This is a genomic window from Paenibacillus sinopodophylli (assembly GCF_005930355.1).
Taxonomy (GTDB): Bacteria; Bacillota; Bacilli; order Paenibacillales; family Paenibacillaceae; genus Pristimantibacillus; species Pristimantibacillus sinopodophylli.
This window is the reverse complement of the sequence record NZ_VDBO01000001.1, coordinates 531,432-546,156: the sequence shown is the minus strand read 5'-3', so window position 1 is coordinate 546,156 and position 14,725 is coordinate 531,432. Positions and strand designations below refer to the sequence as shown.

Below are 14,725 nucleotides of genomic sequence, written 5' to 3'. Positions count from 1 at the left end.
AGTAACCTCCTTTAAAAGTTCAATACTTTTTGAACTGCTGCAGAGATACGAGCTACCGAAGGAAGCCACGCATCCTCAACAAGCGCAAACGGATATACGGTATCCGGTCCAGCTACGCGAAGTACTGGAGCTTCCAAATGAAGAATTGCATGCTCGTTGATTTGAGCGATAATTTCTGCTGCTGCGCCAGATGTTTTTTGTGCTTCTTGAACGACAATCGCACGGTTCGTCTTCTGAATCGATGCAACGATTGTTTCAATATCAAGCGGTACAAGCGAACGAAGGTCAATGACTTCTACACTTACACCTGTTTTTTCAAGCTCTTCAGCAGCTTTAACCGAAGTATGAACCATCATTCCGTAAGTAAGAATTGTAACGTCCTTACCTTCGCGAACAACGTTTGCTTTACCGATTTCAACCGTGTATTCACCTTCCGGCACGTCTGCTTTAAACGCGCGGTAAAGGTTAAGATGCTCCATGAAGAATACAGGGTCATTATCGCGGATAGCCGCAATCATAAGTCCCTTCGCATCATAAGGATTGGATGGAATAACGACTTTAATACCTGGTGTTTGAATAGCAAGACCCTCAAGAGAATCCGTGTGCAGCTCAGCCGCTTTCACGCCGCCGCCGAAAGGCGTACGGAATACGATTGGTGAGTTGTAACGACCGCCTGAACGGTAACGCATACGCGCTGCCTGTACAAACATTTGGTCAAGTGCTTCATATATAAAACCTACGAATTGAATTTCTGCGATTGGACGGAAACCTTGAAGTCCCATACCAACTGCCATACCTGCAAGAGCGGATTCAGCAAGCGGTGTATCAAATACGCGCTCCTCGCCAAACTCTCCTTGCAATCCTTCTGTTACGCGGAATACACCGCCGACCTTACCTACGTCCTCACCGAAAATGACAACGTTTGAGTCGCGTTTAAGTTCTACGCGCATCGCATCGCGAATTGCTTCCAACATATTCATTTGAGCCATGATCGTCAGATCCTCCTCTACTATTGAAAATCGGCCTTTTGCTCTTCCAGATATTTCGGTGTTGTTTCAAACATGCTATCGATCAATCCTGCAACAGTCATTTTCTCAACTGCTTCGGCTTTTTTGATTTGCTCGTTCACTGTTGCTTTTGCTTCTTCTTTCACGCGGTTTGTGTCTTCTTCTGACCACAAGCCCTTTTTCTCCAAAAACTTGCCGAAGCGAACCAATGGATCTTTAAGCGCCCATTCTGCCTCTTCTTCTTTAGTACGATATTTCGTTGTGTCATCCGCCAAGGAGTGCGGACGGAAACGGTAAGTCAGCATCTCGATCAGCGTAGCGCCTTCGCCATTACGTCCGCGTTCTGCTGCTTCTTGAACGGCTTTGATAACAGCTAGTACATCCATACCGTCTACTTGTACGCCTTTGATGCCGGCAGCAACAGCTTTGTGTGCAATCGACAACGCGCCTGTTTGTTTCGAATACGGTGTTGTAATCGCGTAACCGTTGTTTTGTACAGCGTAGATAACTGGCAGCTTATAAGCTCCAGCAAAGTTCATGCCCTCGTAGAAGTCGCCTTCAGACGAACCGCCGTCACCTGTGTAAGTGATCGCAACGCGCTTCTCATTCTTCTTCTTGAACGCCATTGCAACGCCTGTTGCGTGCAAAATTTGTGCGCCAATAATAATCTGTGGCATAAGGACGTGTACATCCTCAGGAATATTTCCGCCCTCTTGGTGACCGCGGGAATATAGGAATGCTTTATACAACGGAAGACCATGCCAAACGATCTGCGGCATGTCGCGGTAGCCAGGACAAATGAAATCATCTTTATTCAGTGCATATTCACTGCCGATCATGGACGCTTCTTGACCAGATACTGGTGCGTAGAAGCCCAATCTTCCTTGACGGCCAAGATTAACTGCGCGCTCATCCCATGTACGTGTAAATACCATGCGGTACATAACTTCTTTTAATTGATCATCAGACAATGCCGGCAATAAGTCCGGGTTAACAACTTCCCCGTCAAGTGACAAGACAGAAAGCGGAGTAACCGGTTCCGTTTGAACTTCGTATGGCAATTTGCTCATTTTGAACGCTCACCTCAATCGAAATATTTGAAAATCGTTTACCTCTGTTATAGAATTATTATAAACCTGTTTAACGAAAATGGTCAAAGCAAAAAACAAAAAAACCGTTGTTTTTTCGCTGATTCTCATCATTCTTTTAAGAAATTGTATATGCTACAGTGTTATTTTTTCTATATAACAGCATAATACAACAACACAGAAATAGATGTGATTCCCTGTTTACCTTACTATTGTTTACCCACAACCGTTGTTTTCCATTCAATCATTCCAATCATGAGGAGATAAAGAAATGACAGATGAGCGTTATTTGAAAAGAACGATCGTGAAAGAAACCGTACCTAGCCGGTACTTGCCTGAACAAAACCGCAGTCTGCGCATCTTTTTGCCGCCAGGCTATAATGAAGTTTTGAGTTATCCGGTTGTTTATTGCCAGGATGGCGAGGATTTCTTCAATTTCGGACGTATCGCTACTACAGCAACGAAGCTGATCTTGGACGAGGGTCTCGAGCCTTTCATTATTGTTGGTGTTGATGTCGACAAAAAACACCGTACATCGGAATATGCACCTGACGGCGATCGACACGCAGGCTATCTGCGCTTCTTCGCTGAAGAACTTATCCCATTTGTAGAAGAACGTTACGCGGTAAGAAGTGATCCTGATCATCGCTTGCTGGCTGGCGATTCGCTAGGCGGCTCCGTATCACTGCATTTAGCGCTCGAATACCCTCAGCTCTTTACTCGCGTAATGTCGCTATCAGGCGCTTACTTCGGCGTTTCTCAACATATTATCTCCCAAGCTGGTGATCTGAGCTGGCTGAACATCTTCATGATTGTCGGATTGCAAGAGGATGCCTATGAGACAACAGATCGCGGCGTATTCGACTTTGTTGCATTGAACCGTAACGCGAAAGCACTGCTGGAGCACAATGGAGCGACGGTCTTCTATGAAGAGAAAGACGGTAAGCATCAATGGGGCTTCTGGCAAAAAGAGCTCGACCGTGCCTTATCCTACTTTATCGATATAGAGTAATACAGAAAAGAAGCTTCCCCTCCTCCGCTATTGGAGTGTCGAGGAAGCTTCTATTATTTTTGAGAACATACCTAGTTATGATTTAAGTCTACCTGTATGTTGTGAAGCAGCTTCTTGCAGCCGTTCTCCACAAGTTCATAAACGAATGAAAAATTACCGTCGTAATACGGATCAGGTACGTCCGCGAACCCCTGCTCAGGCAGAAGCTCCATAAATGTGAACAGCTTGCCTTGCTGACCTTGTGTCTCAGTAAGCAGCTTTCGTACATCACGAAGATTGTTATTATCCATGCATACGATATAGTCAAAAGCGTCATAATCAGCAGCGGAAACGAGACGAGCCTTCATACCCTCGTATGAAACATGATGCTCATCTAGCTGCTGCCTTGTTCCTTCATGAGGTGGATGACCGATATGCCAATCGCCAGTTCCGGCAGAATCAATGTCAATTTGATCAGACAAGTGGGCGAGCTCGACCTGATGGCGCATAACAGCCTCAGCCATTGGGGATCTGCAAATGTTGCCTAAACAAACGAATAATACACGTTTCTTCATGAGTTTCCTCTTTTCTGCTGTTCGGACGTCGTGTCAATATGCAGTGAACGCCTCGGCAGCTTCCATTTAAAGTATACAGACAACATTCTGAAGCTGATGATTACGACGAATAAGAAAAGCAGCTCCAGTGTCGATTTTAGCCAGCCAAGTCCGATAATCAAGCCAGCAAGCATAGCCCATACGGCATAGATTTCATCCTTCAATACGAGCGGCTTGCGACCAGCAAGTACATCACGGATTATTCCTCCACCAATGCCTGTAAGCATCGCAGCAACGAGTACAGCACTAAGCGGATGCTTCATCTGTGTAGCATAGAGCGCACCTTGAATTGCAAATGCAGACAAGCCTATCGCATCGAAAAAAGCTTCACTTCTCCGCCAGCGCTGAATCCATATAACGGGCAGTAGAAACGCAATAGTCATCGCTATCATCGCAATTTTGAATAAATGACCTTGGCTCCACAGCGATGTTACCGGTATGCCGATCAACAAGTTTCGAACGACCCCACCACCGAATGCGGTAACAAGTCCAAGCACGAATACTCCTAAGATATCGTACTCCTCTTCCATAGCTACAATTGCTCCACTGACAGCAAAGGCAATTGTACCAATAATACTGAAAACCCCAAAAATGTCCATATCCACTGCTATTGCTCCTCGCTTCCGTCCATGAACCAGCCGCTTTCGCCGATTGTTTCCTTCATTATTTTAGCTGGGCGCCTACAGTTACGCAACGACAAATTTCGCAGTTAAGTTTCTCAAATGATTTCTATTAAGGTTTAGCTCTGGTCTTTATAGGCTACAAAGCTTTATACTTGAAATGTTTGTTAATGAGTCCCCTATTGAGAAAGGATATTTGATCATGCAACCAAGAATTATCATTTGCACAGGCGGCCAGCTTGGTAGCTGGGCACTTGAACATATAAAATCCGCTGATTTGCTTATCGGAGCCGACAGCGGTGCACGTTTTTTGATTTCTCATGGCTTCCGTCCCGATATTGCGATTGGTGATTTCGATTCTGTAACGGAGGAAGAGCTGCAAACTATTCGTGCAAACAGTGTTAAGACGATCGCTTGTGACCCTATCGACAAAGACTTTACCGATACCGAAATGGCAGTACGACTCGCTCTTGATTTGCAGCCTCGTGAGCTGGTGCTTCTAGGAGCGCTTGGCACGCGTTTCGATCACTCACTCGCTAATGTACATTTGCTTGCCCTTGCAGCCGAGCAGAACGTAAAGGCAGTGATCATTGATTACCATAACAAAATCTCACTATCGAAGGAACATTTGACCATTGAAGCAGAAGGCTATCCGAACGTATCATTGCTTCCGCTCTCTATGCGTGTTGACGGTATTACACTGGACGGCTTCCAATATCCTCTCCGTGAAGCGGTATTAACGATTGGTCAATCGCTTGGCATTAGCAATGTTCTTATATCTGAATCAGGTACGATTGCATCGCGTAATGGATTGCTGCTCGTTATTCAGAGCCGAGATTAGGAAGCAAGCTTCCGCTTTGCTTTCTACTTATAGTGAGAGTTCTTGAATGCTCCCTTGCTATTGCAACCATATGGTGCAAAATAACCAATAGTATATGCAGTCAGCGAACGCTGCCCACTCTCCGAAGGGTGAGCGGGCAGCGTTCGCCACATTGTTAATATTGATCTTCCTCTGGTGTCTCGATCATAAGTCCTTCCACATGCTTTCGGTTTAGCAGCTTGCGTTTCTTTCTATTTTCCTTGGATTCAAAAACAATATCGAGGTCATATTGCTCATCTGGATATAGTTCTTCCTTAGGGATGTAGAGCTTCATTCTTTTTTGATTAAATGTATGCTTTTGTCTCTGAACCTGAACGATGATGTTACCTCGCTCGTCTGCGGGACGATAAACGACCCCTGTTCTTTTCAATGGGTAAAGCCATACCACATCACCTTTAACGAATGGTTTTCTGTTCTCTTTGGCTGGTCGAGATTCAGTCTCCTGTGACTCCTCAACACGGGATTTAGGCTTCAACCCCGTATCAAGAGCTACACTGGATACAGTTGACGCAACTTCAATTACCTCTGCCCGATTAAAATGCATTCCCGATTTACGCTCTAGCAATTGCTCTGCTCGCTGCATCACTTCCTCAGTCAATCCAAATCGCCTTGCAATCGCAAAAGCATGACTGTCGCCAGCCTCGCCCATTTCCAATCGATATAGCGGTCTGAGCGTATCGACGTCAAAGGCCATCTTCCCGTTCTGACAGCCCTCCGTGCGAGCGGCAAATGCTTTTATTTCATTGAAATGTGTCGTAGCTGCTGTCAGCGCTCCCCGTTTCAATAACTGCTCTAGCAATGCGATCGACAGCGCAATTCCCTCTGTTGGATCGGTACCGGCAGCAAGCTCATCAAGCAACAGAAGAGACCGTGGACCCGCAGCCTCGAGCATTTCTTTAAGCACCGTAATATGCGACGAGAAAGTGCTTAGTGATTGTTCCAAACTTTGTCCATCACCAACGTCAGCAATGACATGCTTGAACAATCCCATTTCACTGCCCTCTCCGGCAGGTACCAGCAGTCCTGATTGCACCATAAGTACAAACAGACCGATCGTTTTCAAAGTAACCGTTTTGCCACCTGTATTCGGCCCCGTAATGATCAATTGCTTCCACCCATATCCGAGTTCGGCATGCAATGGTATGCTATCCTTGCCAAGCAGTGGGTGACGAGCGGCTACGAGTCGAATGACAGGCTCAGGCGACAGCTTCATCCTTCTGCCCTCAAAGGAGCGTGAGAGTTTGGCTCTAGCGGTAATGAAATCAAAGGTTGCCATCACCTCTACATTCTGAAACAATTCTTGAGAGAAAGATTCTGCAAGAGCTGAGAGCCTTGCCAAAATGACGGTTCGCTCTCGTTCCTCTTCTGCCTTCCATTGTTGAAGCTCCATCTGCAAATCCGCAGCATCCAGCGGCTCAATGAACAAGGTTTGCCCGCTTGCCGACTCATCCCATACCGTCCCCGGCACCTGTTTGCGAAGCTCACGCTTCACAGAAATCACGAAACGTCCATGTCGCTTGCTAAGCACAGGCTCCTGTAATGAGGTACGGTATTTGCTTAGTGCATGCTCCATTTTTTTCTGGATTTTGTCCTCCGTAGCATAAACATGTCTGCGAATAAAGGCTAAGTCTGCACTAGCTAGATCTGTAATAAGTCCATACCGAATAGAGCGATTCAGTTCCTCCCGCAGCTCCGGACAATCGTACATGGAATCCGCATAAGCTGCGATTGTTGGTGCAATTTCGTGTTTGCTATGCATATATTTTTTCATCTGAACGACGGATGTGAGCCAGACAGCTACAAGCTCCAGCTCCTGCTCATGATAGATTCTCCCTTTACCAAGTAGAGTAAGAAAAGAATCAATCCCTTCCATGGCCGACAACGGCATGCTTGCGCCGCTTCCAAGCAAACAAGCCGCTTCTTCGGTTTCTTGCAGCCAAGCCTCTACTTGCCGGATGTTCGTACTTGGATCATGCTTCTCCGCTAATAATTTTCCTGCAGGTGAAACCGTATAGCTTACTAGCTTCTCTTTTACCTTGGTATACTCTAATCTTCCCCATGATGCTTGATTCATTTGAAATACCTCCTCTAATTTTGGGTATTAAGCTTAACGGCTTAAGCCGCCCTCTGACGGCTATTCTCACGTTTCGCGTAGACGTATAGTGAAAGGAAGTGTAAACTCATATCCTTTCCTGTACGTAAAAAAAGACAGGAACAGAACGCGGGCGCGTTCCATTCCTGTCTTGTTCGACTTTTGCCCTTAATACCCGCTTCCATCGTTAACAGAATCGTCAACATAGAAACGGGTATAAAAAAACCGTGCTCCGAGAGCACGGTGATTGGGCCGCTGTCGCAATGCTACAGGCGGAAATCCTCATGTCCTTAACTCTTGGCGCCAGATCACGAAATAGAGCCTTGCTGCATGGCGCAATTTGCACCTTGCAATAGCTGCAAGACCATCAGTCATCTGACCATATCCAATTTATGAGTTAAAGACACCAGCAAACATTAAGATTTCCCCTTTAAGCATAATCACATTCCAAATAAAGTTACTTCATCACTGTACAAAAAAGATAAGCTTATTGTCAAGTCATTCCTCTTTGTCATTCAGCTCTTACATTTCAATAGTCATACCGGCAACAGCAAGTACTACCTGCTCTGGCAGACCATATTGCTTACGCAAATCAATATCATGAGACATATGCGTAAGCACTGTTTGTTTCGGTTTCCACTTATGAATCAGCTCTAGGGCTTCAAGCACATCATATACGGATCTCGTTTCATAGGCGAACGGCTCATGATAGAAGCTCGTTCCGAGCACGAGAAGATCCAGATCAACAAGCGGCTTCTGCTGCTCGCCAGTCAGACCAATGGAATCAGAGCAATAAACCCATTTACATCCCGTTTCCAAGTGCTCGAACCGAAAGGCATAGGCATAGCCATTCTTCCCATGATGCACTCGCCAACTGAATACCTTCCACTTCCCGAGTTTAATCGATTCATCGAAGGCACGAAAATCAATATGGCTGCTAAGCCACGGAAACCGTGCCAGAATTTCGGGAATAACCTCAGTAGGCGCATAAGCTATCCCTTTTTTCTGCTGCCAGCGGCAAGCGTCCGCCCACTCAACCAAGCCGCCAATATGATCAAAGTGCGCGTGGGTAATGAGTAATGTATCGATTTCCCGCAGCTTGGCCGCTTCCAGTTGTTCACCGAAATCCGGACCGCAATCAATCCATATATGACCCGCTTCCTCATCCCAAATATGTAATGAGGATCGCAGTCGACGGTTCATACCGGTATCTCGTGCTTCTGTACATACTCCACAATCGCAGTAAAGCCTGGGGACACCCATGGAGTCTCCTGTTCCTCTGAAAATAAGTCGAGTCATAGGGGATGCAACTGCAGGGAAGGAATATAACGAATTTGTTCCATCATTTGCAGCCATTCAGCAGGTTTATTCGGCAAAGCCGAATAATATCCCTCTAGAAACTCGGCTACAAGTGCACTATCGATGGTTGAAAGCTCTTCATCCTTAGGCAGGAAACATAGATCAAGCTCCGCAACCGCTTGGCCTTCATGATCCCATGACGGATGCACATAACGAATGTCGATACGCTTATAGCCGATATGCGACAGCACTTCACGACGGACATACGGATTCATCGGTGATACACCGCCAAAAGCATGCTCTTCCGCACGATAAGGGTCATATACTTCTGCAAACATACCAATAGGTACCGTTCCCGATTGCAAAGCAAGCTTCTCTAAATCACGTTCTCTATTTCTCAGCAAGAAACGTCCAATGCCAAGGGAAGGTTTTCCAATAATCGTAAAATCAGTCATAGCCACTCGCAGTTGTGGATAATAACGATATTCCGTTGATCCTACAACCTCGCCTTCATGAATCGCAACATATACATGAATGGACGGATCTTCAAGAGGTTCTCTCCACAGCTCGTAGGCTAGAACTTCCTCCGGCGGGAAAATGGATTGCAAAAGTTTATGTAGTGCTCCAAAATGGGGATCTTCAATACTGCTAATACGATGATAAATAAGCATAAAACATCTCCTCTAATTAAATGGATTGCGCCACTCCATGATGGCTGCACAGTTATTCGATTCCTCATCGTCTAAATAATGGCGAGCAACACCTACAGGCATTCGGCCGCATCTAAGCAGGAAGGAAATGACCGGATCCTTCAGCTCACCTGCTATTACTTGATCCAAGTAGGTTTCTGGTGTCATTTCATGAGCTTTTGCTCCATAGCCAGGCATTCGCCCTCCGCCAAGCAGCCGTTTCAGCCCCAGATGTACAACGGTCTCATACATGGATTGCATAAGCCATTTGCCTATGCCCGATTTGCGGTATTCAGGAATGACGCAAATATCAACGACATAGAGTGTGTCTCCGCTTGGATTATGATTGCGGATATATCCGCTGTCTGCAATCGTATTCCAGTCATGAGCGTGGCTGTAATCTGCCAGGTTCACGAGCAAGCCTGTCATAGAGCCAATCAATCGGCCGTCAACTTCTGCACATAAGGCGCCTGCATGGAAACGAGATATATGCTCCAGCAGCTGCTCCTTATTCCACCATAGCTCAGATGGATATGGTGGCGGGAAGCTATCACGCTGTACATCAATCATGGCATCAAAATCTGTCTGATTATAATTGCGGATAATCGATTTTACCGGCTTCCCTTCAGCAATCAAATAGAGCTCTTTGCGCATCGCTGCCCGCCTCTCTGCATGGTCGTTCTACTGCCAATCTGGATACAGATCTGTGCGGCGATCACGCCAGGTTGTCACCGAGCCTCTAGCCCTTACATCTTCAAGGAGCGCCAAATCCAGGTCCGCAACAACGAGCATATCATCATTAATAATTCCTTCGCTCAAGATGCCTGCGGGTGGAAACGGAATATCATTAGGTGCGATTATAGCAGCCTGTCCAAAGTTAGCGCGCATCAGATCCACTTTGCGCAGCGAGCCTACTGTACCTGTCGTTACGATGTAGATTTGATTCTCCACAGCTCTTGCATGACAACAATATCTGACCCGATAGAAGCCATGCCTGTCATCGGTACAGGAAGGACAGAATATGACGTCAGCACCTTTTGCACGCGCCATACGGACGATCTCAGGGAACTCAATATCATAGCAAGTTAACATCGCAATCATGCCATATTCAGTCTCAAACACCTCAAGACCTTCACCCGCAGACATATTCCATCCTTCTACTTCAGAAGGTGTAATATGAATTTTATGCTGGACATCAATCTTGCCGTTTGGATGAAAGAGATGGGCTGCATTGCGCAAGCTTCCGTCATCCGTCTTAATAACATGAGTTCCGCCTACGATATATAAGGAATATTCGCTCGCTAGTGTCCGGAACAAATCCAGATAGCTATCTGTGAACTCTGGAAGACGGTCAATCGTAAGCGCATTTCCCTGCTCATCCCCAATTGACATTAATTGCGTTGTCAGAAACTCAGGGAATAATAGAAACTGAACGCCATATTCAGAGGCGTTACGCACGTAATGCGTCACCTGCTCGGCGAATTGATCAAAGGTATCAATATCAGCAAGCTTATATTGTACGGCTGCTGTACGGTATTTCATGAAGCCTAAGTCTCCTTTCACGGTTATGATTTACGCTGTTTGAATTGAAGCGTGATGGTCGTACCTAAGTCTGGCAAGCTGAATACATCAACCTTACCCTCATGCAAATCAATGATTCGCTTAGCAATTGAGAGCCCTAACCCGACGCCGCCGGTTGCCCGGCTCCTTGCACCGTCTACACGGTAGAAACGCTCAAATAGATGGGGAATTTCGTTCTCTGGAATACCCATCCCTTTATCTTTAACCTCGATTTTCACAATGTTTCTGACGAGTGTAATTGTAATATCGATCGGTTCCTTCGAATATTTGATTGCATTGTCCAGTAGAATAACAAGCAGCTGCCTAATCTTGTCCTTATCCCCTACCATACGAACGACTTTGGACATCGCTTTCACTCTGATCGGTCTACCGAATGTCGTCTGAAGCATCGTCGCAAGCTCATCAACGACTTGAACAACGTCAAAGAGTTCTTGTCTAAGCCAATCCTCTTGTTCTGCTTCAGCCAGCATCAGCATGGACTTCGTCAAATTCTGCAACCGATTTGCTTCCTTATCAATCGCCTCAATCGCTTCATCGCGCAAATTCACGTCATCGCGTCCCCAACGCTTTAGCATGCCAGCATAGCTGCTTATAACAGTAAGCGGCGTTTTGAGCTCATGCGACGCATCTGCTACGAACTGCTTTTGCTTAGCGAAGGTTCGGTCCAATCGTTCAATCATCTGATTGAACGCACGGACAAGCTGCAGCAATTCAGCTGATTCCTCGCGGTTGCTCAGTTCAATTTGTCTAAGCTTGCCGCTGCGATCAATTTCTCTCATCGTATTGACCATCTGCTGAATTGGCGCCGTTAGCCTAGAGGTGAACCAGTAGGTTCCGAATATCGCGAATAGGATAGCCCCTCCACTGGTTACGCTGAGAGCTGCAACCAGCACTTGCAAATAATTATCCAGCTCGTCCAAGATTCTGTTGATCTCAAGCATCGCAATGACACGGTTGCCATCATAGAGCGGCACTCTCATAAAAAGAATGCGCTCGCCGCCCTTCATAATCATGCCGGTGTGGTGATGTGTTTCGAAGGTAGCAGGCAGCTCCTGTAGTAGCTCATCTGAGCCTGTAATATTAACGACTCTGTTATTAGGCGCAATAATCCGAATCATTTCGTTTACGTTATAGTATTCGTTGAGCAGCTCTGGATAATTAAGCCCGCGGCCGCTCTGAATTCGGGGGTTCTCCAGCATGATATTTACCTTGTTCGCAATGACCTCTTCTTCACTTTCTGTCGTGATTTTGATCACGTAGAAATATACGAATATATTAAAGAGAATCAAGATAAATATAAGCCAAAAAATTGTAAAAAGCGTGAACCGTTTGCGTAGTGTCATGCATCCGGCTCCTTAACCATATACCCTACACCACGAACGGTGTGAATAAGCTTATGCCGATACCCCTTATCCAGCTTTTGACGCAAATATCGAATATAAACATCTACTAAATTGGTCTCACCAATGAAATCATAGCCCCATACCTCAGATAAAATATCCTCACGTGATTTTTCATCATTTTTGTTCTCAACCAAATACACGAGCAGTTCAAATTCACGCGGCGTCAATTCGATCAGTATATCCTTGCGATAGACTTTGCGAGTGCGCAGTTCAATCGTCAGATCACCGACCTTGATCATATCTGAGCCTTCTGCTTCCTTCGGATATTGCTGGAATATTCGCAAAATATTGCGTACACGTGCCAGCAATTCCTCCATGGCGAACGGTTTCGTAATATAATCGTTGGCGCCATGCTCAAATCCGCTTACCTTATCGGGTACCGTGTCACGGGCCGTTAATAATATAATAGGTACAGGATTGCCTGCCTGACGCAGCAACCGCAGCACTTCGATACCGCTCATTTCCGGAAGCATCACATCAAGCAGCACAAGCTCCCACTCGCCCGTTGATGCCATCTCATAACCCGTACGACCATCAGCAGCCGTTCCAACTGTATAGCCCTCATGCTCTAATTCAAGCTGCAATATGCGGGATATACCCGCTTCATCTTCTACGACTAGAATGCGTTCTTTCATGTTGTCGGTACACCTGCTTCCAATTAGAAATAATGGATTACATTCAACCGTCCAAGCTGCTTTCTATGCAAGTACGGATAAATTTATCATAATGAAGACGTTTCACAAATGCAAGTAAGCCGATCTACAGAAAGCGTAGACCGGCAATTACCGCAACACATGCGGTAGAGCTCAGCAACAGGCTGACACTACATTTCGGTTCGTTAGCTGCCTTGCTTTTGCATAGACCAAGCTTCCACGTCCCACGTTTTGGTTACCCAATCCTCATAAAATTCCGGTTCATGTGAAACGAGTACAACAGTTCCTTTGTATGCCTTCAACGCACGCTTAAGCTCTGCTTTGGCGACGACGTCCAGATGGTTCGTAGGCTCATCAAACAAAATCCAGTTGCTGTCACGCATCATCAGCTTGCACAGACGAACCTTCGCTTGCTCGCCACCGCTCAATTGATTCAAGGCGCGAGTAATGTGCTCGTTCTTCAGACCGCATCTAGCAAGTGCTCCCCGCACTTCACTTTGCGTCATGAAGGAGAACTCATCCCATACATCCTCAAGCGGAGTCATCGTAGGCGCCTTTGCTTCCTGCTCGAAGTATGCTGGATTCAAATAATCGCCAAGATAAGTTTTACCATCAAGAGGAGGAATAACGCCTAATATTGTGCGGAGAAGCGTTGACTTACCGACGCCATTGCACCCAACAATCGCTATTTTGTCACCTCGTTCAATGAGCATACTCATTTCAGGCAGAAGCGGCTTGTTGTAGCCGATTACCATGCCTTCTGCTTCGAACACGGTTTTGCCGCTTGTTCTCGACTCCTTAAAGTTAAAGGTCGGCTTCGCCGCTTCCTCCGGCTTGTCGATTCGGTCTATACGGTCAAGCTGCTTTTCCCTACTCTTGGCACGGCCTGAAGTAGAAGCACGGGCTTTGTTTTTATTAATGAAATCTTCCTGTTTCTTGATGAAATCCTTCTGTTTCTCGTACGCGTCGATATGCTGAGCCTTGTTCAAATCAGCCATCTCTAGAAATTTATCGTAATTAGCCGAGTAGCGGGTCATCTTCGTGAACTCAAGGTGATAAATCACGTTGACAACCTGGTTCATGAAGGCCGTTTCATGAGAGATGAGAACGAATGCGTGCGGGTAGTTTTTCAAATAATTGGTCAGCCAATTGATGTGCTCTTCGTCCAAATAGTTCGTAGGCTCATCGAGCAGCAGCACGCCTGGTTTCTCCAGCAGCAGCTTAGCAAGCAGTACCTTTGTCCGCTGACCACCGCTTAGTGCCGTAACATCGCGGTCCAGTCCAATCGCATTAAGGCCTAATCCATTCGCCATCTCATCCACTTTCACATCAATGAGATAGAAATCGCCGATCTCAAGCTCCTCTTGGATTTCACCCATGCGTTCGAGCAGCGCATCAAGCGTATCAGCATCAGCATCGCCCATTTGGGCAGCGATATTATTCAATTCCTCTTCCAGCAGCAACATAGGAAGGAAAGCATCCTTGAGTACATCACGTATGGTTTTGCCTGCCTCAAGCTTCGTATGTTGGTCCAAGTAGCCATAGCGAACACGAGGCGTCCATTCCACCTTGCCCTCATCCTTCAGCAGCTTGCCTGTCAAAATATTCATAAGCGTTGATTTGCCTGTACCATTGGCTCCTACAAGCCCAACGTGTTCTCCCGCCAACAAACGGAAAGATACGTTTCGGAATAAAACGCGATCGCCAAACGTATGCGATAATTGCTCAACTGTTAACAAACTCATTTTCTTTTTATCTCCATTCATTTATAAACCGTAGTCAACAATAGCGGATTCACTTTTTTACCC

The 14,725-nt window shown here is 46.1% G+C and carries 14 protein-coding genes; 2 read left to right on the top strand and 12 right to left on the bottom strand.

What is annotated here, in order from left to right; genetic code table 11:
- Nucleotides 1-11 precede the first annotated feature (11 nt).
- Together FGT79_RS02330 and pdhA are read right to left on the bottom strand one after the other, a co-directional pair.
- Nucleotides 12-989, bottom strand: a complete 978-nt coding sequence (locus FGT79_RS02330; protein WP_138751172.1) for an alpha-ketoacid dehydrogenase subunit beta — start codon at nucleotides 987-989, stop codon at nucleotides 12-14.
- 20 nt (nucleotides 990-1,009) lie between these two features.
- A complete protein-coding gene (gene pdhA, locus FGT79_RS02325; RefSeq protein WP_138751171.1) occupies nucleotides 1,010-2,077 on the bottom strand; it encodes a pyruvate dehydrogenase (acetyl-transferring) E1 component subunit alpha in 1,068 nt (355 codons plus the stop codon).
- A 289-nt stretch (nucleotides 2,078-2,366) separates the two neighbouring features.
- Here pdhA and FGT79_RS02320 point away from each other — a divergent pair, with 289 nt between their 5' ends.
- On the top strand, nucleotides 2,367-3,107 hold the full coding sequence (locus FGT79_RS02320; RefSeq protein ID WP_138751170.1) for an alpha/beta hydrolase: 741 nt from the start codon (nucleotides 2,367-2,369) through the stop codon (nucleotides 3,105-3,107).
- Between the two features lie 71 nt (nucleotides 3,108-3,178).
- Here the strand turns inward: FGT79_RS02320 and FGT79_RS02315 are convergent, their stop codons facing one another.
- Both FGT79_RS02315 and FGT79_RS02310 read right to left on the bottom strand, forming a co-directional pair.
- Nucleotides 3,179-3,661 (bottom strand): low molecular weight protein-tyrosine-phosphatase, encoded by a 483-nt coding sequence (locus FGT79_RS02315; RefSeq protein WP_138751169.1) that lies wholly within the window; start codon nucleotides 3,659-3,661, stop codon nucleotides 3,179-3,181.
- Nucleotides 3,658-4,299 (bottom strand): trimeric intracellular cation channel family protein, encoded by a 642-nt coding sequence (locus FGT79_RS02310; protein WP_138752895.1) that lies wholly within the window; start codon nucleotides 4,297-4,299, stop codon nucleotides 3,658-3,660. The genes FGT79_RS02315 and FGT79_RS02310 overlap by 4 nt, the downstream gene beginning before the upstream one ends.
- 223 nt (nucleotides 4,300-4,522) lie before the next feature.
- Here FGT79_RS02310 and FGT79_RS02305 point away from each other — a divergent pair, with 223 nt between their 5' ends.
- Nucleotides 4,523-5,161, top strand: coding sequence for a thiamine diphosphokinase (locus tag FGT79_RS02305; RefSeq protein WP_138751168.1), 639 nt, complete (start codon nucleotides 4,523-4,525; stop codon nucleotides 5,159-5,161).
- A gap of 154 nt (nucleotides 5,162-5,315) precedes the next feature.
- On the opposite strand, the gene FGT79_RS02300 is transcribed toward FGT79_RS02305, so the two are convergent.
- From FGT79_RS02300 to FGT79_RS02265, 8 genes are all read right to left on the bottom strand, one after another.
- Nucleotides 5,316-7,274, bottom strand: coding sequence for an endonuclease MutS2 (locus FGT79_RS02300; protein WP_138751167.1), 1,959 nt, complete (start codon nucleotides 7,272-7,274; stop codon nucleotides 5,316-5,318).
- Between the two features lie 540 nt (nucleotides 7,275-7,814).
- Nucleotides 7,815-8,591, bottom strand: coding sequence for an MBL fold metallo-hydrolase (locus FGT79_RS02295; RefSeq protein WP_138751166.1), 777 nt, complete (start codon nucleotides 8,589-8,591; stop codon nucleotides 7,815-7,817).
- Entirely contained in the window at nucleotides 8,588-9,262 is a 675-nt protein-coding gene (locus FGT79_RS02290) for a GNAT family N-acetyltransferase (protein WP_138751165.1), read from the bottom strand. The genes FGT79_RS02295 and FGT79_RS02290 overlap by 4 nt, the downstream gene beginning before the upstream one ends.
- 12 nt (nucleotides 9,263-9,274) lie before the next feature.
- A complete protein-coding gene (locus FGT79_RS02285) occupies nucleotides 9,275-9,934 on the bottom strand; it encodes a GNAT family N-acetyltransferase (RefSeq protein ID WP_138751164.1) in 660 nt (219 codons plus the stop codon).
- A gap of 27 nt (nucleotides 9,935-9,961) precedes the next feature.
- Nucleotides 9,962-10,822, bottom strand: a complete 861-nt coding sequence (locus FGT79_RS02280) for a carbon-nitrogen hydrolase family protein (RefSeq protein WP_138751163.1) — start codon at nucleotides 10,820-10,822, stop codon at nucleotides 9,962-9,964.
- Between the two features lie 23 nt (nucleotides 10,823-10,845).
- A complete protein-coding gene (locus tag FGT79_RS02275) occupies nucleotides 10,846-12,204 on the bottom strand; it encodes a HAMP domain-containing sensor histidine kinase (protein WP_138751162.1) in 1,359 nt (452 codons plus the stop codon).
- Nucleotides 12,201-12,899 carry a response regulator transcription factor gene (locus FGT79_RS02270; RefSeq protein ID WP_138751161.1) on the bottom strand — a complete coding sequence of 233 codons (699 nt, stop codon included), beginning with the start codon at nucleotides 12,897-12,899 and terminating at the stop codon, nucleotides 12,201-12,203. Before FGT79_RS02270 ends, FGT79_RS02275 begins: the two co-directional genes overlap by 4 nt.
- Nucleotides 12,900-13,102: 203 nt before the next feature.
- Entirely contained in the window at nucleotides 13,103-14,662 is a 1,560-nt protein-coding gene (locus tag FGT79_RS02265; RefSeq protein WP_138751160.1) for an ABC-F family ATP-binding cassette domain-containing protein, read from the bottom strand.
- Nucleotides 14,663-14,725: the final 63 nt, after the last annotated feature.